Here is a 20,722-nt window from a genome sequence, read left to right as displayed (position 1 = left end):
AAATCTTCATTTTAAGGATTTCTTTTTATAACGTACTATTTTTTTTTATCTCATAATTTATTGCAAAAAAGTGAGCTAAAAATCTGTCTTTTGGTGGTATTTATTAAAAAGATAATAAATGCTTAATTAATGATAATTTTGAGGTAAAATAAAAGATTATAATGCAATAATTTTATTTTTCTAAGATTACAATAAAACTATGTCTGATTATATAAAACGATTTAGTTAATAACTTGTACGATTTGAAAACATGAAATTAATTACTCACATTTAAAGTGTGCCTATATAATTAGGTGTCAAAATAAAATATGAAAAGCAGCATAAAATTAATACTGTCCGTTTGTTGTTTTGCAGCAGGAACCCTGTCGTATGCTCAGGGCGATATTATGCCGGAAAATGAAAAAATACCCGGAAATACTTATATAGGTCCTAAAGACAAAGCGGTAAAAGACAATTTGGCAAAATGGCAGGATTACAAATTCGGCGTTTTAATTCATATGGGATTATACAGTCAGTTGGGAATTTGCGAGTCGTGGGGATTGGCACCTGAAGACTGGGTTACCCGAAACGGGTATGACGATTACGATTCGTTTGCATCTGATTATCGCGGTGCTAGATTTAGTTTAAATCCTGTAAATCTGGATGCTGAAAAATGGGCAAAAATGTTTAAAAGCGCTGGAGCGAAGTATATGATTTTTACTTCCAAACATCATGATGGATTTTGTATGTACGATTCAAAATTCACTGATTTCAAAATTACAAATCCCAATTTGCCTAATGCCAAGAATCCAAAACCAGATGTATTGAAAAATGTTTTAGATGCATCGCGCAAAGAGGGTTTGTCTGTTGGAATTTATTTTTCAAAACCAGACTGGACTTCGCAGGATTTTTGGTGGAAATATTACCCTCCAAAAGATAGAAATCCGAATTACGATGTTAAAGCACATCCCGAGAGATGGCAGAATTTTGTGAAATACACGCAAAATCAGCTGAATGAATTGACTTCTGATTACGGAAAAGTAGATATACTTTGGCTTGATGGCGGATGGGTTCGTCCTTCAGATCCAAAACAAACTGCTGGCAAAAAAGGCCGTCAGAATTTGGATATTGATATGAAATTGATTGCCGAAACAGCACGTAAAAAACAACCCGGACTTATTGTGGTAGATCGCTGGGTTCCTGGAGAATATGAAGATTATTTGACTCCTGAGCGAAAAGTGCTTGAAAAACCAATTCCAGTGCCATGGGAAAGCTGTGTAACACTTGGAAATGATTGGGGATGGGTGCCAAATGATAAATACAAATCAGGTAAAGAGGTTATTCAGCTATTGACCGGTATTGTTGCTAAGGGCGGAAATTTATTGCTAGGTGTTGGCCCAGACGGAAAAGGAGATTTTGAACCGAAAATTCAGCAAGCGTTAGCCGAAGTTGGAAAATGGCTTGATATTAATGGAGATGCTATTTATGGGACAAAACCTGTAGCACCTTATTCTGAAGGCAATTTATGTTATACTTCGAAAGGAGAAAAAACAATCTTCGGAATTTATCTTCCACAAGCAAATGAAAAAGAAATACCTGCAGAAATTGTAATTAAAAACAATTTAAAAGGTAAAGCAAATGTGATGCTTTTGGCAAGCAAACAAAAGCTAAGTTATAAAAATGTAAAGGGCGGAATTAGTATAACAATTCCGAAAGCATTGCGCGCAGAGCTTGCAAAACAAGCCGGAGTAGTTTTAAAAGTAACGGCTCAATAACAATTTCTAATCTCTGATTTAAATTGTTTTTTAATCGATAATCAGTAATTTTAGGTTTCAACCTAAATTTTAAATAAAATACTATGGTAACTCAAAAATATTGTCTCGCTTTAGATTTAATTGAAGATCCCAATTTAATCGAAGAGTATAAAAAATATCATGAAAAAATTTGGCCAGAAATTACAGAAAGCATTACCAATTCGGGAATTGAGAATCTTGATATTTATTGTGTCGGAAACAGAATGTTTATGATTATCGAAGCCAACGAGACGTTTACTTTTGAAAGAAAAGGAGAAATGGATGCCAATAATCCCGTAGTTCAGAAATGGGAAGAATTGATGTGGAAATATCAAAAAGCTTTGCCATGGGCAAAAGAAGGTGAAAAATGGATGATGATGGAAAAAATATTTGACCTAAATGAAAATCGATAGCCACCAGCATTTTTGGAAATACGACCCTGTAAAGGATGCTTGGATTACGGATGAAATGAAAGTGATCAAGCGTGATTTTTTGCCTGCTGATTTGGAACCCATATTATTCGAAAATCAGTTTGGTGGTTGTGTAGCGGTTCAAGCTGATCAAAGTGAAGAAGAGACATTTTTTCTGCTTGACTTGGCTAAAGACAATCCTTTCATAAAAGGCGTTGTTGGATGGATAGATTTATGTGATGCGAATATTGAAGAGCGCTTGGGATATTATGCCCAATTTGAAAAGTTAAAAGGATTCAGGCATATTATTCAGGCAGAAGCTGATATTGATTTTATGCTGCAACCAAAATTTCAGCGTGGAATTTCGCAATTAGCAAAACATAATTTCACCTATGATATTTTGATTTTTCCGAAACATTTGGAAAATGCAGCAAAACTTGTAGCAAACTTTCCGGAACAAAAATTTGTTATTGACCATTTGGCAAAACCGGATTTTAAAAATAAAGAATTCACAGATTGGGAAAACGGAATACGAGCTATTGCTAAATTTCCAAACGTGATGTGCAAAGTGTCTGGATTAGTAACCGAAGCCGACTGGAATAATTGGACTGCAACAGACTTTATGAGTTGTTTAGATGTTGTTACTGAGGTTTTTGGGATTGAACGCTTAATGTTCGGAAGCGATTGGCCTGTGAGTTTACTCGCTGCTTCATACGCCGAATCATGTGAAATTGTTGAAGACTATTTTTCGAAATTTTCAAAAACAGATCAGGATAAATTTTGGAGCGAAAACGCCTTTAATTTTTATCATTTGTAAAAAAAAACGACCATGATTGTGAGTTTATGTACGCACAGTCAAAAAACTATCTAACTAAAATAGCATACAAAATGAATCTTAACCTTACTGATAAAATAATTATTGTAACTGGCGGAGCAAAAGGAATTGGACTTGGAATCTGTAAAGTTTTGGCGGGAGAAGGTGCAATTCCGGTAATTGTAGGAAGAAGTAAAGCCGATAATGAAAATGCAATCAGAGAAATAGAAGCTGAAGGCGGAAGAGCATTAGCAGTTTCTGCGGAGCTTACAAATCCCGAGGCTTGTAAAGATGCAGTTGACCAAGTTGTTGCATTATGTGGACGAATCGACGGATTGATTAATAATGCTGGAGTAAATGATGGCGTTGGTTTGGAAAGCGGCGATTATGAAAAATTCATGTCTTCAATTCATAAAAATCTGGTGCACTATTATTTAATGGCACAACATGCTTTGCCTGAGTTGAAGAAAACAAAAGGAGCTATCGTTAATATTGGTTCAAAAACGGCTGATACTGGACAAGGAAACACATCAGCGTATGCAGCTTCAAACGGTGGACGCAATGCCCTGACTCGCGAATGGGCTGTTGAATTGTTAAAATACGGAATACGTGTAAATGCCGTAATTGTGGCCGAATGTTATACACCATTATACGACGCATGGATCAATACACTTGAAAATCCAGAGCAAAAATTAAAAGAAATTACTGCTAAAATTCCATTTGAAAACAGAATGACAACAGCAGAAGAAATCGCTAATATGGCAGTATTCTTATTGTCTGACAGATCAAGTCATACAACAGGACAACTGATTCATGTTGATGGCGGTTATACACATTTGGATCGTTCATTATAATTTTAAGATTAACTATTAATCCAAAAATTAAAATGATATTCCATAAACAAATGTTCTTATCCTTTTTGTTTTTTTTGATGGCAATAAAGGTTTCGTGTCAGGTTATAGATACTGTAAAAGTGACGGAATTTGGAGTGAAACCGAATAGTTATCAGAACGCTAGTAAAGGAATTTCTGAAGCATTAAAAAAATGTTCGGGAAGGAAAAATGTAGTTGTTCAATTACCTGGTGGAAGAATTGATTTGTGGCCGGAAGATTCGGTTAAAAAAGAAATTTACATTTCGAATGCGACTGAAAGTGATACATTATCCAAGATCAAAAACATTGGCTTTTTCTTCGATCATTTAAAAAATGTGACTTTAGACGGAAACAATACATTGGTTGTTTTACATGGAAAAATGATTTCGTTTGCCTTATTCAATTGTGAAAACATTGAAATTAAGAATCTTCAGTTTGATTATGAAAGACCAACAATGTCAGAGGCGACTGTTGTTTGGGTTTCGCCATCTGCAGTAAAATTAAAAATCCATCCCGATTCTAAATATTTTATCGAAAACGGAAAAATTGGTTTTTATGGGGAAGGTTGGAAAAGTAATTCGCATCATACGATTGCACTGGATCAGCAAAACAGAATGCATTATTCCTCATTTGAACCTTTTTTGAAATCAAAAGCAATTCAGCAGGAAAACAGAGAAGTTTTATTTGAAGGTGATTTCTCAAAAGATAAATATAAGACAGGAGATGTGCTTTCAATCCGTGATACATACCGTGATAATTGCGGTGGATTTATTACATTGAGTAAAGATGTTGTGTTGTCTAATATCAAAATGCATTTTATGCACGGTTTGGGAATTGTTTCTCAGTTTGCCGAAAATATAACACTTTCAAAAGTTGTAGTGGCACCCCGCGAAAATTCGGGACGTGTAATTGCATCTTTTGCTGATTGTTTCCATTTTTCAGGTTGTAAAGGAAAAATTTTGGTCACCGATTGCAAAACATCAGGAGCGCATGATGATGCGATAAATGTGCACGGGACGCATTTAAAAATAACTGAAATTTCAGGAAACAAGAAAATAAAAGTGCAATTCATGCACCATCAGACGTATGGGTTTGAAGCTTTTTTCGCTGGTGACAGCATCAGTTTTGTAAGTCCGAAAACATTGAAAACAATTGTTTTTGGCAAAGTGAAATCGGCAAAATTGATCAGCAAAAAAGAAATGGAATTGGTTTTAGAAAATGAAATTTCAGAAAAAATAAAAATAGGGGATGTAATTGAAAATATAACTTGGACTCCGGAAGTTACAATCCGAAATTCAAGATTTGAGCGCACCAATACAAGAGGAATATTGTTGACTACGCGCAGAAAAATACGGATAGAAAATAACATTTTCTATCGAACAGGAATGCATGCAATTTTAATAGCTGACGATGCTTCAAATTGGTTTGAATCGGGGTCAGTCGCTGATGTGACGATTCAGAATAATACTTTTGAAGAATGCGCATATAATTCGGGTACGGTTATAAATATAGCGCCTGAGAATCATGAACTAGTAAAAGGGTATTTTGTGCATCATAATATCAGAATTCAGGAAAATACATTTACTGTTTTGGACAAATCTATTTTGTCAGCTCGTTCGACTGATGGATTGTTTTTTTCTAATAATACTATAAATCAGTCAGATTTAGTGGGAGAAGTTTCAAACGAAGATGCTTTTAAACTTACTGCCTGCAAAAAAGTTGTAATAAAAAACAACACATTTAATACCCATTGGAAGCCAAAAATTGCAACTTTCAATATGATGAATTTTGATATAAAGACAAATATAAAGTAAACGAATAAAGCGTAAGCTAAAATCAAAGCAAAATATATAAGAATATGAGCAATAGCATGTTTTCATTAAACAAAAAAATCGTTTTAGTACTCTGTTTAGTGATGGGATTGTCTGGTTTTTCACAGCAAAAAGCAATTAAAAGAATGGGCTCAGTTGATACGGAGTCTTTTGATGATAATTGGGTTTTTTCAAGATTCGGACTTCAGGCGGATGGATTAATTAAAGAGGAACCTAAAAATTTAGAAGCCTTTTCAACTAATGAAGCCAATTGGGAAAAATTGAATCTGCCTCATGATTGGGCGATCAAAGGCCCCTTTAGAATTGAGCTTAGAGGAGAAACAGGAAAATTGCCATGGAAAGGAATTGGCTGGTACCGAAAACATTTTACTGTTCCGGCGTCAGATGCTGGGAAACAGATTTTTGTCGATTTTGACGGCGCTATGGCAAATGCCAAAATTTATTTAAACGGAAATTATGTTGGAACCTGGCCATATGGTTATAATTCTTTCCGCATGAATTTGACACCATTTTTAAAATTTGGAGAAGAAAATGTTTTAGCAGTTCGTCTGGACACAGAAAACTGGGATTCCCGTTGGTATCCGGGAGCTGGAATTTACCGTCATGTATGGCTGGTAAAAACAAATCCGGTGCATGTTGGGCATTGGGGAACTTACATCACAACCCCAAATATTACCAAAGAAGAAGCCGCTATAAAAGTTTTAGTGAAAGTTGATAATGCAACAAATAAAACGGTTAAAGCAGTTGTAACTACCGATTTATATGAAATGGATATTGATAATAAACCGACTGTAAAAGCAGGTTCATTAATAGTTTCCACTTTAGAAATCAAACCAAATACAACCGAGGAAGCAGAAACGCATTCGATCTTAAACAATCCTAAATTATGGGATTTAAAAACGCCGAATCGTTATGTTGCGCAAACGAAAGTTAGCGTTGACGGAAAAGTGGTTGATACTTACAATACGCCTTTCGGAATTCGTACCATCGAATTTACGCCACGAAACGGATTCCTTTTAAACGGAAAAAGAGTCGAGATTTTCGGAACCTGCAATCACCATGATTTAGGAGCTTTAGGTGCGGCAATTAATACGTCGGCATTGAAAAGACAATTGGTTATGCTGAAAGAAATGGGGTGTAATTCGTTGCGAACTTCACACAATCCTCCAGCTCCGGAATTATTGGAACTGGCTGATAAAATGGGATTCTTGGTATGGGATGAAGCTTTTGATGCCTGGAAAATCGGAAAGAAAAAACTGGATTATAATGTCATTTTTGATGAATGGCATGAGAAAGATTTAATGGCTTTGGTACACAGAGACAGAAATCATCCCTCAGTATTTATCTGGTCAATTGGGAATGAAGTTCCGGATCAGCAAAATGTTAAGTTAACAAAAGAATTGGCCGATATTATGCGAAGAGAAGATCCAACGCGTCCTATTTCAAACGGATACAATGATCCAGACGGCGGAAGAAGTTCCGGAGCAGTTGTAGCATTGGATATCATGGGAGTAAATTACTTTTTTGATCAGCAGCCAAAATGGGATGTGGATCCGAGATATGAGAAAAAGCCAACATTGGGAAGTGAAACAGCTTCAACAGTAAGTTCTCGTGGTGAATATTTCTTTGATGATAAATTCAATAAAACGACCTGGCAGATTTCATCTTACGATGATGCATTTCCGGGTTGGGGTTGCTCGCCTGATACGCAGTTCAGAACCAATGCAAAATATCCGCATTTATTGGGAGAATATGTTTGGACCGGTTTTGATTATTTGGGAGAACCAACACCTTATAATTCTGATGAAACGAATTTGCTGAATTTTAGAACTGATCCTTCCAAACAAAAAGAATTGGAAGCGAAACTGGCTGAATTACAAAAAAGCAATCCGCCATCAAGAAGCAGTTATTTCGGTATTATTGATTTGGCCGGTTTCCTAAAAGATCGTTATTACAGTTACAAATCACACTGGAGACCAGATGTTCCTACAGCACATATTTTGCCACACTGGAATTGGAGTGAACGTAAAGGACAAGTAGTTCCTGTTCATGTTTATACTTCGGGAGACGAAGGTGAATTATTCCTTAACGGAAAAAGCCTTGGAAGAAAAAAAATGGTAAAAGGACAAGATTTCCGCCTTACTTGGGATGATGTAATATATGCGCCAGGTGAGCTGAAAGTGGTTTGCTATAAAAATGGAAAAGCATGGGCGACTCATATTGTAAAAACAACAGGAAACGCCACAAAACTAAAAATGACAGCTGATAGAAATACTGTAATTGCAGATGATGTTGATTTGGTTTTCATAACGGTTGATGTCGCAGACAGTAATGGTTTGGTTGTTCCTCGTTCAAATCCATTGGTTAAGTTTTCAATCGAAGGAGCAGGGGAAATTGTAGCAACTGATAATGGGGATGCTACTAGTTTTGTGCCTTTTCAAAGTACAGAAAGACCAGCTTATAACGGAAAAGTTCTTGTAATTGTTAAAGCGAAAAAAGATCAAAAAGGACAATTTACGGTAAAAGCACAAAGTGAAGGATTGCAAGCAACTTCAACAACTATCTTGATTAAATAATAACTACATAAAAACAAAAAAATGACCAAAAAGATAATCTTAGCGATTTTGGTAATTGGAACTACGATCGCAGGCTATTCGCAGAATAAAATTGCAGCGCAAGATATTGCTGAAAAAATGAAATGGTTTGAAGATGCTAAATTAGGAATCTTCATTCACGCCGGTATATATTCTGTTGCCGATGTTTCTGAATCTTGGAGTTTTCACAACGGGAAAATTTCTGTTGAAGATTATATGAAGCAACAAAAAAGCTACACTTTAAGCAATTATGATCCTGCTGCTTGGGCAGAGATGATAAAAAACTCTGGAGCAAGATATGCCGTAATTACAACTAAACACCACGATGGCGTAGCAATGTACGATACGAAGTTAGGTAAATTGAGTTCAGTAAAAACGTGTCCAGCAAAAAAGGATATGATCAAGCCATTTTTTGAAGAATTGCGTAAAAGAGATGTCAAATGTGGGGCTTATTTTTCATTAATCGATTGGACTCATAATGATTACCCAGGCTTTTTGAAAGAAAAAGCGCGTTACGATATTAAAAAAGAACCAGCACGTTGGGAGCGTTTTCAGAAATTCTTCCAAGGTCAAATCAAAGAAATTTCAGATTGGTACAATCCGGATTTATGGTGGTTTGATGGTGATTGGGAACATAGCGCAGAAGAATGGCAGGCTGAAAAAACTCGTAAAATGATGTTAGACAGAAATCCGAACACAATTATCAACGGACGTTTGCAAGGTTACGGTGATTATGATACTCCTGAGCAAAACTTTCCAGTAGTGCGTCCAGCATTCAAATGGTGGGAATTATGTATGACAATGAATGAAAACTGGGGTTACCGTGTGAGCGACAACAATTGGAAAACACCTTACGAAATTGTAACGATTTTTGTTGACGCAGTTTCAAACGGAGGAAACTTGTTGCTTGACATCGGACCAAAACCTGATGGAACTTATCCAGAAACTGTTGTGTCGACTTTAAAAGAACTTGGTGATTGGAACAGAAGAAATGGAGAAGGTATTTTTGGAACAGTTCCTGGAATTCCGATGGGACATTTTTATGGGCCAACGACACTTTCTAAAGATTCAAAAACACTTTATTTATTTGTTCACGGAAAAACTTCGGGTCAATTAATGCTGAAAGGTCTTGATAATAAAATTCAGGATATTACAGTTTTGGGTTCAAATGTAAAATTAACTCATAAAGTGGTAGGGAAAATTTCTTGGAGTGCAGTTCCAGGATTGGTTTATATTGATTTACCGGAAACTGCAATTGATAAATATGTGACTTGTATTAAAGTTACTTTAGATGCACCAATTAAATTATACAGAGGTCACGGAGGATTCCTGACAAACTAATACTAAATTTTAAAATGTCATCTCCAGAAAAGGAGATGGCATTTTTTTATCCAAATTTTTTGAATTGATTCCATAAAAATCAGTCTTTTGGATACAATTTTTGAAACATAGAAAAATAGATTTTTGGTGCTGAAGAATTAAAATAAACATAGTTGGCTATGTGTTAGAAACTAGTTTCTTTTAGTCAACTTCATTTAGATATAAATTCTATGTTTCTATGTGTTTAAAAAAAGATCAAGTATCCTCAACAGGTTAAAATCAATAAAAATATATGCCTTATCGTTATTTCAATATTATCATTATGAACAAAAAAATACTTTTACTAGGCTTATTTCTGGGATTTCAGACATTATATGCTCAGAATGCGCCAAAATATAAAAATTCAAAATTGCCTGTTGAAGAACGCGTTCAGGATTTATTATCCAGAATGACGACGGAAGAGAAATTTTGGCAGATGTTCATGATTCCCGGTGATTTGTCTGATGGAGAAGCCAATTATAAAAATGGAATTTTTGGTTTTCAAGTCAGTGCCAAAGGAAGTACCGATGCCAGCAATCAGATTTTAGATTATAGTGCAGCAAGTAATGCAAAGGAAACGGTTAAACTGGTTAATAAAATTCAGAAATATTTTGTTGAGAAAACACGTCTCGGAATTCCGATTATCGCTTTTGATGAAGCGTTGCACGGATTGGTAAGAGATGGCGCGACAGCTTTTCCGCAATCTATTTCATTGGCAGCAACTTTTGATCCCGGATTAGTGAAAAGAGTTTCAACCGCCATTGCAATGGAATCAAAAAGCCGAGGAATTCGCCAAATTTTATCGCCAGTTGTCAATCTTGCTTCAGATGTTCGCTGGGGACGAGTAGAAGAAACATACGGAGAAGATCCTTTTCTTTCTTCAAAAATGGGCGTAGCATATGTTTCCTCGTTTGAAGAAAGAGGAGTAATTACAACTCCGAAGCATTTTTTAGCGAATAGTGGAGACGGAGGCCGTGACAGTTACCCAATTGATTACAATGAACGTTATCTGGAAGAATATCAGTTTCCGCCTTTCCGTGCGTGTTTTACCGAAGGAGGAAGCCGAAGTGTGATGACTTCGTACAATACTATAAATGGAAGTCCTTGTACGGCAAACGACTGGTTGTTGAATAAAAAATTAAAAGGAGAAATGAATTTTAAAGGATTCATTATTTCTGATGCAAATGCTGTTGGAGGTGGAAATGTGTTGCATTATACAGCAAAAGATTATCCTGAATCTGGAACAAATGCCATCAACAACGGACTGGATGTAATCTTTCAAACAGCCTACGATCATTATAAATTATTCCAGCCGCCTTTCCTTGACGGAAGAATTGATATGAAAAATATTGACGAAGCTGTGGCGAGGGTTTTGCGATTGAAATTTGAATTGGGATTATTTGAAAATCCGTATGCGGATGAAAAAGAAACCAATAAATGGAATGGAAATCCAGCCCACAAATTGTTGGCAAGAGAAGCAGCCGAAAAAGGAATGGTTTTGCTTAAAAACGAAAACAATGTTTTGCCTCTTAAAAAATCGATAAAATCAATTGCCTTAATTGGAAATGATATTACCGAAGCACGTTTGGGAGGTTACAGCGGTCCGGGCAACGGAAAAGTAAATATGCTTGACGGAATAAAAGCGAAGTTAGGAGCGTCAGCTCAAATAAATTTTGCAGAAGGAGTTGCGAGAAGAAGCAAAGAATATGTGTCGGTTCCATCGTCTCAATTATCTAGTATTGAAAATGGCAAAACCAAAAATGGTTTAGTGGGCGAATATTTTAATAATGTGCAATTAAACGGAAGTCCGGTTTTGACTAGGTTGGATCAAGCAGTTAATTTTGATTGGACGCTTTATTCTCCTGATCAAGAAAAAATTAATTACGATTTTTATTCTGTTAAATGGAGCGGAAAAATAAAATCTCCAGAAACGGGAACTTATAAAATTGGTTTTGAAGGAAACGATGGTTACCGTTTGTACTTAAACGGAAAACTACTTATTGACAATTGGAAAAGCCAAACCTATTCAACTAAATTGGTTGAATTCAAATTTGAAAAAGACAAAGAATACGATATCAGAATTGAGTTTTTTGAATCACAAGGCTATGCTAAATTTAAGTTAGTCTGGAATGTTGGAGTAGATAATGATTGGCAAAATAAAATTGATGAAGCTGTAGCGGCTGCCAAAAAATCGGATGTGGCGGTAATTGCAGCCGGAATCGAAGAAGGCGAATTTAATGACAGAGCTTATTTAGGTTTGCTTGGACATCAGGAAGAATTAATAAATGCTGTTGCCGCTACGGGAAAACCAGTTGTAGTTGTTTTGGTTGGAGGAAGCGCTATTACAATGGATAAATGGATCAACAATGTGCCGTCAATTTTAGATGTTTGGTATCCAGGCGAAGATGGAGGTCATGCCGTTGCCAATATTTTGTTTGGAGATAAAAATCCTGCAGGACGTTTACCAATTACGTTTCCTGTTTTTGAAGGACAATTGCCATTGGTCTACAATCATAAGCCAACAGGACGTTCTGATGATTATACCAATTTAAACGGAGCGCCATTATTTCCTTTTGGCTTCGGATTGAGTTATTCAACGTTTGAATACAGCAATCTACGATTTGACAAAAAACAATTAGGGAAATCAGAAACAATAAAAGTGTATTGTACGATAAAAAATACAAGTAATGTTGACGGCGATGAGGTTGTTCAATTGTATGTACGCGATGTTTTGGCATCAATTGCTCAACCCATAAAACAATTGAAAGGCTTTCAGAGAATTTCGCTTAAAGCGGGAGAATCAAAAGAAATTTCATTTGAAATCAATAAAGAAACACTGAAGATGCTAAACGAATCGATGCAGTGGGTTGTGGAGCCAGGCGATTTCAGAATTATGATTGGAGCTTCTTCAAGAGATATTCGATTGAGAGACATTCTTACTGTTACGGAGTAAAATCAATTCTGAAAAACAAAAGAATGTGAGAATTGAAATAAAAAATGGAGATCAATTTTTGAGATTTAGCATTCAGGATAAAATCAAATGCAATAAAAAGCTTACAACTTTTAAAATCAAGGAAAAAGAAATCAAATTTTTTAAAAAAGTGATTTGTTATGATTTCTAAAAAAGGAATAAAAAACAAATAAAAATATTTATGGATTAAAAATTATGATTTTGCAAATACGGAAATGTTATATGAATATTAGTTAACATATATTTAAGTTAAATATGTCGCATTTTTCCTGATTTTATAGCATCATTTTTTGCAATATTTATTTTTATTGAATTTTTGTATGATTTTAGGATTTTGTGAGAAAAATAATATCTGAATTTATATCATATAGTGTTTTATTTTCAGTGGGTTAGGCTTAAAATTTGATTTTAGGTTTTTTAAATGTTAAAATAATTAAATAGATATAAAAAAAATACTAAAACGTTTTTGTAAATCGTTTTATTAAATATATATTTGTTTAAATGTATTAACTAAAGTTTAAGATAAGCTTAACGTTTCATGAAAAAAAACATCACCATTAAAGATATCGCCAAAGCTGCAAATGTATCAGTTACGACTGTTTCATTTGTTTTGAACAACAAAGGCGAAAAAATGGGGATAAGCAAAGAAGTGATTAAGAAAGTCTTCAAGGTTAGTGAAGAAATGAAATTTAAACTCAATATGATTGCCAGTAGTTTGCGAACTGGAAAAACAAGATCAATTGGGCTTATTGTGGAAGATATATCAAATCACTTTTTTTCAGATTTGGCAAAAGTGATCGAAAGAGAAGCAATCGATTCTAATTATAGAGTGTTTTATTGCAGTACTGGTGGAAGTGATGAACGAGCGATAGAGTTGGTAGATAGTTTATTGCAGGCAAATGTAGATGGTTTTATCATAACGCCTACCGAAAATATGAAAGGTACGATTGACAGATTATTAGAACTTCAATGTCCGGTAGTATTAGTCGATCGTTATTTTGAAGGACAAGATGTAAGTCATGTAGTGCTTGATAATTTTGAAGGAGCAGAGAAAGCAACGCGATTTCTGTTAGAAAAAGGATTCAAAAAAATTGCATTTGTTACCAATTATTCACAGCTGATTCAAATGGATCTGAGGAAACAAGGCTATGCACACACATTGAAAGAAGCAGGTTTGTATGATGAATCAAGAGTTTTGGATATGGATTATCAAATAACAGAAGATAAACGAATTGAAAAAATCTCTGAATTTTTGAGCCAAAATACTGATATCGATGCCATATTATTTGGCGCAAATTATTTGTTGCTTGCAGGATTACAATCTTTAAGGAAACTCGGATTGAAGATTCCAGTAGACAAAGCAGTGATTAGTTTTGATGATCACGACAGTTTCAGGCTTAATTCGCCATCTATTACAGTTTTGGCGCAGCCTATTGAAGAAATGGGAAAAAAAACAGTAAAGCTCCTAATGAAACAAATGACAGATGGGAGTGATTACAAGATTATAAAAGAAAAGAAAAAAGGAAGTTTAACTATAAGAGAGTCGGTATAGCATAATGTTCCTTTTTTTTAAAAGCCAATTGCTAAAACGTTATAGTTAACGAAAAAAAAATAATAACTCAGAAAACTTAAAACAAATTATTAAACAAAAAACACGCTTATGATATAAAAGAAAAAATAGAGATGTTACAAACAAGAAACTTAGTTATTGCCAGGTTGAGAAAATGGTAATATGGAATTAAAGGTTTTAGTATCCAATATTTTTTTAAATAATCAGAACCTTTTAATTTAAAAATAATTTAAACCAAACCAAACTAATATTAATTATGAGAAAACTGTTATACAAATCATTGTTAGTTTTTCTAATGATGTTGTGTTACCAAGGAGTAAATGCACAAAACAAGACAATCTCCGGTGTAATTACAGATAATACGAATCTGCCAGTTCCTTTTGCGAATGTTAAAGAAAAAGGAACAAAGCAAGAGACAATTACTGATGAAAATGGAGGATTTAAAATTTCAGTAAAAGAAGGAGCTACACTTATTATAAGTGCTGTGGGATTTAAAACAGTAGAATTAAGAGCTACTGACGGGATGGATGTTAGACTAGCAACTGCGACTAATGAACTTGATGGGATCACAGTTACAGCTTTGGGGCAAACTAAAAAGAATAAATCTATCGGATACGCTACAAGTATCATTAAAGCTGATGCGATTACAAAAACAGCATCGCCTACAATTGCAAACTCTTTATATGGTAAAGCACCAGGTGTACGTGTTACATCTGCACCAGGTGGAGGTGGACCAATCAATATCCAAATTCGTGGATTGAATAGTGTTTCTGGTAAAAACCAACCCCTTATCGTTATGGATGGTATTCCAATTCGTGATGGTGATGTTAATAATAGTGATTATTGGAACGCACCACGTATGAAAAACAATGGTTTAGCAGATATCAACCCTGAGGATATTGAGAACATCTCGATTCTTAAAGGTGCTTCTGCAGCTGCATTATACGGTTCTGAAGCTGTAAATGGGGTTGTATTGATTACTACAAAATCAGGTAAAGGAAAAAAAGGTTTAGGTATTGATTTCAGTACGAGTTACTCTGGAAATCAAATTGCTTACTTGCCAAGATTCCAGTATGAAAGAGGTCAAGGATATGCGAATCCAAATTTCAATCCTTCAGCATATTTGGCACCAGACGGTTTCGCACATTATGATACTAATGGTGATGGTACTGCTGATATGAGAGGGGTTCCAAATAGCTCTGTTAACTTTGGAAACTGGTTTGATGGAAAACCTATTATGACTTGGGATGGTGTGGTTCGTCCATACTCTGCTCAAAAAGATGGTTATAAAAACATGTTCCAAGATGCTTGGGATGCTACAACAAACGTTGCTCTTACAAATACTACTGACAACAGCAATATCCGTTTTTCTTATACACATATTGAATCTGACGGATTATCTATGGGTAACAGTAATAAGAAAAATAACTTAAGCTTAAATGCATCATTTAAAACGGGTAAATTCTTAAAAACAGATGTTATTGTAAACTACATGAACCAAAAAGTTCATAATCGTGCTTATGCGACGGACCGTTTGGTAAATAACTTTACAGGTATGTTAAGCCCATTTGATAATGGAGATTGGTACAAAGCTAAATACCAAACAAGTTTAGGTTATAAATATGTTACAGGAGTAAATGGTCAGAGTTTGACTCCAAGTGAAAACATTATTCGTAATGGATTCAAAGCGGATATTGGAGATTATTTTTGGAACACAAATGCTAAGCAACAAGATGAGATTACAAACCGTTTGATTGCTAGTGTTACTGAAACACTTACGTTTGGTGATTTTTCATTACGTGGACGTGTTTCGACAGATTTATCTTCTGTGAACATCGAAAATAGAGATCCTGTTGAAGTTCCGTTGATTTATCAATTCGGAGGAGACAGATCTGGTGCTTTTGGAATGGAATCTCAAGATTACAATATCCTTTATGGTGAAGTATTGTTAACATACAACAAAAAACTTAATGACGATTTTACTGTGGGAGCACAAGCTGGTTTCAACGGTTCTCAAGAAACAGGTAAGTTTTTGTCTCGTTCTACTAATGGAGGATTAAGTGTTGAAGGATGGTACGACATGAACGCTTCTATCAATATGGCAAACAGTACTTCTAGAAGATATGAAATTTTGAAAGATGCTGCATTTGGAACAATCAATGGTAGCTACAAAAACTATTTATTCCTTGAAGGTACAATCAGAAGAGACCGTACTTCTACAATGAATCCAAACAACAATTCATTTACATACCCTTCTGTTAACTCAAGTTTTGTGTTATCTGAAGCAGTAAAATTACCAGAAGTGGTTAGTTATGCAAAATTGCGTGCTTCTTGGGGAATTGTGGGTAGTTATCCAGAATCTTACCTAGCAAACGTTGCATTCAACCAAGCTACATTAGGTACTCAAGGAACAACTACTCCTGTTTTGATTACAACATCAAATGCATCATATGGTAACGAAGGAATTAAGCCTGAGATGAAAAACGAGTATGAGCTTGGTTTTGAAACTAAATTCTTTGACAGAAGACTTGGTTTAGATTTCTCATACTATAATGCAAAAATTAAAGACCAAATTCTTCCTTTGACATTAGCGCCTACTACAGGAGCAAAATCGATCTTGGCAAACGTTGGAGAATTGGCTAACCACGGTTTTGAGGTTTCATTAACAGGTTCTCCTTTTAGAACAGAAAGTTTTTCTTGGGATGTTACTTTAAACTGGGCAAAAAACGTAAACAAACTAGTATCATTAGCTGATGGTTCAACAGAATATTTACATGCGGACTATGATGGATCAGCAGCTCAATTGAAATCAGTTGTAGGTCAGCCAATGGGAGGTATTTATGCACACCCTATTAAAACAGACACTAACGGTAATAAAATGGTAGATTCTGATGGTTTCTATATAATCGATGGTGATAAATGGGAGAAATATGGATCAGCTATGCCTAAAGGTGTTGGTGGTTTGATCAATACATTTACATATAAAAACTTCACTTTAGATGTAAATATTGATTATTCTTATGGAGGTTATATAATGCCAACGGGTATCAGCTGGATGAATTCAAGAGGTTTGACAGAAGAGACTTTGAATTACAGTACTAATGAGCGTGGAGGTTTGACATATTATATGGATAATGGCAGAGGAGTTCAAGTTCCTAATAGTGCTACTGCAGGACCAGCTGGTCAAACTTTATATCGTGATGGTATGTTAATGGATGGTGTTGATCCAAATGGTAATCCAAATACGAATGTTGTTTCTCAAGCAGGATATTATGCATTGACTTACAACTGGGGTGGACCTCAATATGGCAGTATTTCTCGTTATGAATTGTATATTAAAAAGAATGACTATGTTAAATTGAGAGAACTATCAATAGCTTACAATGTACCGTCTGCTTGGGCTGCAAAAATTGGAGCTACTAGATTGACTGCTTCTTTCTTCGGACGTAACTTGTTTTTTATCTATAGAACAATTAAGGATATGGATCCTGAGGGAACTACTGCAGGAACAAGATGGGCTCAAAACGTGAACAATGCAGGATTATCTCCAGCGACTAGAAGTTATGGAGTTTCGTTAAGAGCATCTTTCTAATTTGATAAATTCTAATTTAAAAAAATACAACATGAGAAAATTATTATATATATCATTAGCGTCAGCAGGACTTTTTCTTAGCTCTTGTTCGCAGGATGATTTCGCAGATGCGTACAGAGATCCATCTAAGATTGAAACGACAACTGTGCCTAAACAGTTTGCGGGATTCTTAAAAGTTAATTTTGAGGATGTAATTCCATCATATTGGAACTATTTTACAGTTCTTAGATCAACTTCTCTTTCGTACACACAAGCACACGGATTTACGAATATAACAGGGCGTTATATTCCAGGAGCCGCTACAGTTTACAGATGGGATAGATATTACAACTTTGTTACGCAATATAGAGAATTGGAAAAAGCATTTGCTGCGCTTCCAGATGCAGATAAAGCAGATAGTAGAATCTATACTATAACTTCGACAATTTATTTGTACGATCATACGCAAAAGATGATTGACAATTATGGCGACATCCCTTTTTCTGAGGCTGGTAAAATCAGTATGACAGGAGGTGATTATACAAAAGCAGCAGCAAAGTATGACAGCCAAACTGAGATTTATGCAAAGATGTTAGATGAGTTGAAAGGTTTTTCTACTGAATTGAATACAATTACATTATCTACTAAAACAGGAGTAGAGTTCAAAAATCAGGATTTGATCAACAAAGGAAGCTTAGTAATGTGGAAAAACTATTGTAATTCATTACGTTTAAGAATCCTAAACCGAGTATCTGGAGTTTCATCTTTAGCCGCAAGAGCAAATTCTGAAATGGCTGAAATCATTGCTGAAGGAAAAATTGTTGATGAAAATGCAGAGAATATTGCATTCAGAGTATACACTCAGGATACAGATTTGGATACTTCAGGGTTCTTTGATGCTATGGAGTCAGGAAACAATATTGCACCAAAAGTAATGATTGATCACATGAATGCTAATCTTGACCCTCGTGAGCCTTGGTTGTTTGAAAAAGGTGTAAATGCGACAGTTTATACTGGACTTGACCAATCAGCAACTTCAGGAGCACAAGACCAAGTAATCGCTGATGGTAAAATTGCAATCTACAACAGATCTGTAATCAGTAGAAATGACTGGTTGCCGGGTACATTGATAAATGCTGCGGAAATGAACTTGCTTCTTGCTGAGTACTATTCAAGAAATGGTAATGCGGCTACTGCAAAAACACATTTTGAAAAAGCAATCAGACAATCTATCGAATACTACGTAAGATTAGGAGATAAAGCAGATGATTTAACTTGGAAACCAACTTCAGAGCCAACAACTGCTGAAATTGAGGCATATATTCTTAAAATCAACTTTGCAGGTGCTACCACAGCAGCAGCTCAGTTGCAGTTAATTGCTTTCCAAAAGTACATTCACTTCAACATCATGCAAGCTGACGAAGCTTGGGCAGAGCAAAGAAGATTGAAACTTCCAGCATTAACTTTCATGCCAGATGAAACAAGCTCTGCTGGGAAATTACCTCCAACACGTTGGACATATCCAAGTTCTGAGAGTGTTTATAATACAAATAACTACAATACAGTTAAAGACAAGGATAATTTAAGTACCAAAATTTTCTGGGACGTAAAATAGTTTTCATTTTTAATGTTTGATTAGTAATTGGTAAACCCCAGATTCAGGATAACCTGAGTCTGGGGTTTTTTGTTTGGAGAAATTAATTTCAACAATGTGCTAAAGTGATGTTTGAAACTCAGAAACGAATAGAAATCGAGTGAGAAAGACTCGTTACTGTTAAAGACTTTACTTTTTTTTCCTATTACACTTTTAGTATAATTTGCTAAAGTTTTTTTGGGAAGTCAGCTAAAGGTTTAAGAGATACAATCATTTGACTGCCATTTTAGAAAAGTTAAGTCATAAATAAAAACGTCGAATTTGCATTTGAATAATCGCAAATTCGACGTTTTTATTTAAAATATGTATTGTTTTCTTTTTTCGCTAAGTTTAATTCTGCTTAATGAAAGTCAGCGGTTGTTCATAATTAGCAATAGAAACTAAAGCATTATAAATATATTTAGCAACCAAAGCACCGCCTTCACTGTTAATTAAGGCAGTATCGTCTTCCGGTGTATGATATTGTGGATGCCCGCCTGTATGTAATCCTACGGCAGAAATTTCGTTTTTGTAAAAAGTAACATGATCAGAACCACCAACATCTCCAGCAAATACAACTGGATTTAGTCCGCTGCCTTCACCTAATTTTTTCATCAGTTCAACACCATCTGGAAAAGTGCCTGCACCGCCCATATAAAGTTCTTTTTTATCATTTAATCTTCCCACCATATCCATATTGATCATCACTTTTACAGCATTTTTATCTACAGGCAAATGATTGACAAAGTATTTGGAGCCTAATAAACCTTCTTCTTCAGCGCTAAAAGAAATGAAAATAATGCTTCTTTTCGGAGTGGTTTTAGAATGATGAAATTCTTCTAAAATAGACAAAAGAGCCGAAACTCCCGAAGCATTGTCATCAGCTCCATTGTGAATAGCAAGCGTGTCTTTTTTCTTGCTTCCAGAACCTTTTCCGCCCCATCCCCAATGGTCGTAATGTGCGCCAATAACAATGAATTCTTTTTTTAGATTAGGATCAGAACCTTCCAAATAGCCGACAACATTTTGGGTCGAAACGCTATCTGATTTCATTTTATTAATATCCGGTTTTATGAAAATTTTGAACGGCTGATAATAATTGTCATTGAATTTTTTTAGTCCAAATTTTTTGAAATATTTTTTGATATATGCTGCGGCTTCATTATTGCCTTTTGTTCCAGCCAAGCGACCTTCTAATTTATCCGATGCAAGATAGGTATCGTGTTTCAGAAATTTTTCAGCTGAAAATGTTGATTGTGCGTTTCCTCTTTCAGCAGTAATAAAAGCAACAGCAGAGAAGAAAATGATTTTTCTAAACATTTGA

General features: G+C 35.2%; 12 protein-coding genes. 11 read left to right on the top strand and 1 reads right to left on the bottom strand.

What is annotated here, in order from left to right; genetic code table 11:
* Window positions 1-308 precede the first annotated feature (308 nt).
* The 11 genes from H600_RS21835 to H600_RS0104305 all read left to right on the top strand — a co-directional run bounded on the left by H600_RS21835 (window position 309) and on the right by H600_RS0104305 (window position 19,380).
* Window positions 309-1,754 carry an alpha-L-fucosidase gene (locus tag H600_RS21835; RefSeq protein ID WP_084157347.1) on the top strand — a complete coding sequence of 482 codons (1,446 nt, stop codon included), beginning with the start codon at window positions 309-311 and terminating at the stop codon, window positions 1,752-1,754.
* 83 nt (window positions 1,755-1,837) lie between these two features.
* Entirely contained in the window at window positions 1,838-2,185 is a 348-nt protein-coding gene (locus H600_RS0104355; protein ID WP_026727647.1) for an L-rhamnose mutarotase, read from the top strand.
* On the top strand, window positions 2,172-2,999 hold the full coding sequence (locus H600_RS0104350) for an amidohydrolase family protein (RefSeq protein WP_026727646.1): 828 nt from the start codon (window positions 2,172-2,174) through the stop codon (window positions 2,997-2,999). Before H600_RS0104355 ends, H600_RS0104350 begins: the two co-directional genes overlap by 14 nt.
* 71 nt (window positions 3,000-3,070) lie before the next feature.
* The gene (locus H600_RS0104345; protein ID WP_026727645.1) at window positions 3,071-3,850 is read left to right on the top strand and encodes an L-fucose dehydrogenase; all 780 of its coding nucleotides are present in this window, start codon (window positions 3,071-3,073) and stop codon (window positions 3,848-3,850) included.
* Window positions 3,851-3,882: 32 nt separating this feature from the next.
* Window positions 3,883-5,682 carry a right-handed parallel beta-helix repeat-containing protein gene (locus H600_RS21830; RefSeq protein ID WP_084157346.1) on the top strand — a complete coding sequence of 600 codons (1,800 nt, stop codon included), beginning with the start codon at window positions 3,883-3,885 and terminating at the stop codon, window positions 5,680-5,682.
* Between the two features lie 44 nt (window positions 5,683-5,726).
* Entirely contained in the window at window positions 5,727-8,276 is a 2,550-nt protein-coding gene (gene galB / locus H600_RS0104335; RefSeq protein WP_209320115.1) for a beta-galactosidase GalB, read from the top strand.
* A gap of 21 nt (window positions 8,277-8,297) precedes the next feature.
* A complete protein-coding gene (locus H600_RS0104330) occupies window positions 8,298-9,635 on the top strand; it encodes an alpha-L-fucosidase (RefSeq protein WP_026727643.1) in 1,338 nt (445 codons plus the stop codon).
* 301 nt (window positions 9,636-9,936) lie between these two features.
* Entirely contained in the window at window positions 9,937-12,606 is a 2,670-nt protein-coding gene (locus tag H600_RS0104325) for a glycoside hydrolase family 3 protein (protein ID WP_035108369.1), read from the top strand.
* 556 nt (window positions 12,607-13,162) lie between these two features.
* On the top strand, window positions 13,163-14,176 hold the full coding sequence (locus tag H600_RS0104315) for a LacI family DNA-binding transcriptional regulator (RefSeq protein WP_026727640.1): 1,014 nt from the start codon (window positions 13,163-13,165) through the stop codon (window positions 14,174-14,176).
* A 274-nt stretch (window positions 14,177-14,450) separates the two neighbouring features.
* Window positions 14,451-17,786 carry a SusC/RagA family TonB-linked outer membrane protein gene (locus H600_RS0104310; RefSeq protein ID WP_026727639.1) on the top strand — a complete coding sequence of 1,112 codons (3,336 nt, stop codon included), beginning with the start codon at window positions 14,451-14,453 and terminating at the stop codon, window positions 17,784-17,786.
* A gap of 31 nt (window positions 17,787-17,817) precedes the next feature.
* On the top strand, window positions 17,818-19,380 hold the full coding sequence (locus tag H600_RS0104305; protein WP_026727638.1) for a SusD/RagB family nutrient-binding outer membrane lipoprotein: 1,563 nt from the start codon (window positions 17,818-17,820) through the stop codon (window positions 19,378-19,380).
* A 369-nt stretch (window positions 19,381-19,749) separates the two neighbouring features.
* Here H600_RS0104305 and H600_RS0104300 read toward each other — a convergent pair whose 3' ends face one another.
* Window positions 19,750-20,718: a M20/M25/M40 family metallo-hydrolase gene (locus H600_RS0104300; protein WP_035108367.1), complete on the bottom strand. Its 969-nt coding sequence runs from the start codon at window positions 20,716-20,718 to the stop codon at window positions 19,750-19,752.
* Window positions 20,719-20,722: the final 4 nt, after the last annotated feature.

Origin of the sequence: Flavobacterium denitrificans DSM 15936 (genome assembly GCF_000425445.1) — a bacterium.
Classification (GTDB): domain Bacteria; phylum Bacteroidota; class Bacteroidia; order Flavobacteriales; family Flavobacteriaceae; genus Flavobacterium; species Flavobacterium denitrificans.
Note: the sequence above shows the minus strand (reverse complement) of the source record. Positions and strands in the feature narration are given on the sequence as shown.

Excerpts from the sequence above, each read along its gene's own strand:
- H600_RS21835 (WP_084157347.1), top strand. The coding sequence starts at position 309 with ATGAAAAGCAGCATAAAATTAATACTGTCCGTTTGTTGTTTTGCAGCA.
- H600_RS0104355 (WP_026727647.1), top strand. The coding sequence starts at position 1,838 with ATGGTAACTCAAAAATATTGTCTCGCTTTAGATTTAATTGAAGATCCC.
- H600_RS0104350 (WP_026727646.1), top strand. The coding sequence starts at position 2,172 with ATGAAAATCGATAGCCACCAGCATTTTTGGAAATACGACCCTGTAAAG.
- H600_RS0104345 (WP_026727645.1), top strand. The coding sequence starts at position 3,071 with ATGAATCTTAACCTTACTGATAAAATAATTATTGTAACTGGCGGAGCA.
- H600_RS21830 (WP_084157346.1), top strand. The coding sequence starts at position 3,883 with ATGATATTCCATAAACAAATGTTCTTATCCTTTTTGTTTTTTTTGATG.
- galB (WP_209320115.1), top strand. The coding sequence starts at position 5,727 with ATGAGCAATAGCATGTTTTCATTAAACAAAAAAATCGTTTTAGTACTC.
- H600_RS0104330 (WP_026727643.1), top strand. The coding sequence starts at position 8,298 with ATGACCAAAAAGATAATCTTAGCGATTTTGGTAATTGGAACTACGATC.
- H600_RS0104325 (WP_035108369.1), top strand. The coding sequence starts at position 9,937 with ATGAACAAAAAAATACTTTTACTAGGCTTATTTCTGGGATTTCAGACA.
- H600_RS0104315 (WP_026727640.1), top strand. The coding sequence starts at position 13,163 with ATGAAAAAAAACATCACCATTAAAGATATCGCCAAAGCTGCAAATGTA.
- H600_RS0104310 (WP_026727639.1), top strand. The coding sequence starts at position 14,451 with ATGAGAAAACTGTTATACAAATCATTGTTAGTTTTTCTAATGATGTTG.
- H600_RS0104305 (WP_026727638.1), top strand. The coding sequence starts at position 17,818 with ATGAGAAAATTATTATATATATCATTAGCGTCAGCAGGACTTTTTCTT.
- H600_RS0104300 (WP_035108367.1), bottom strand. The coding sequence starts at position 20,718 with ATGTTTAGAAAAATCATTTTCTTCTCTGCTGTTGCTTTTATTACTGCT.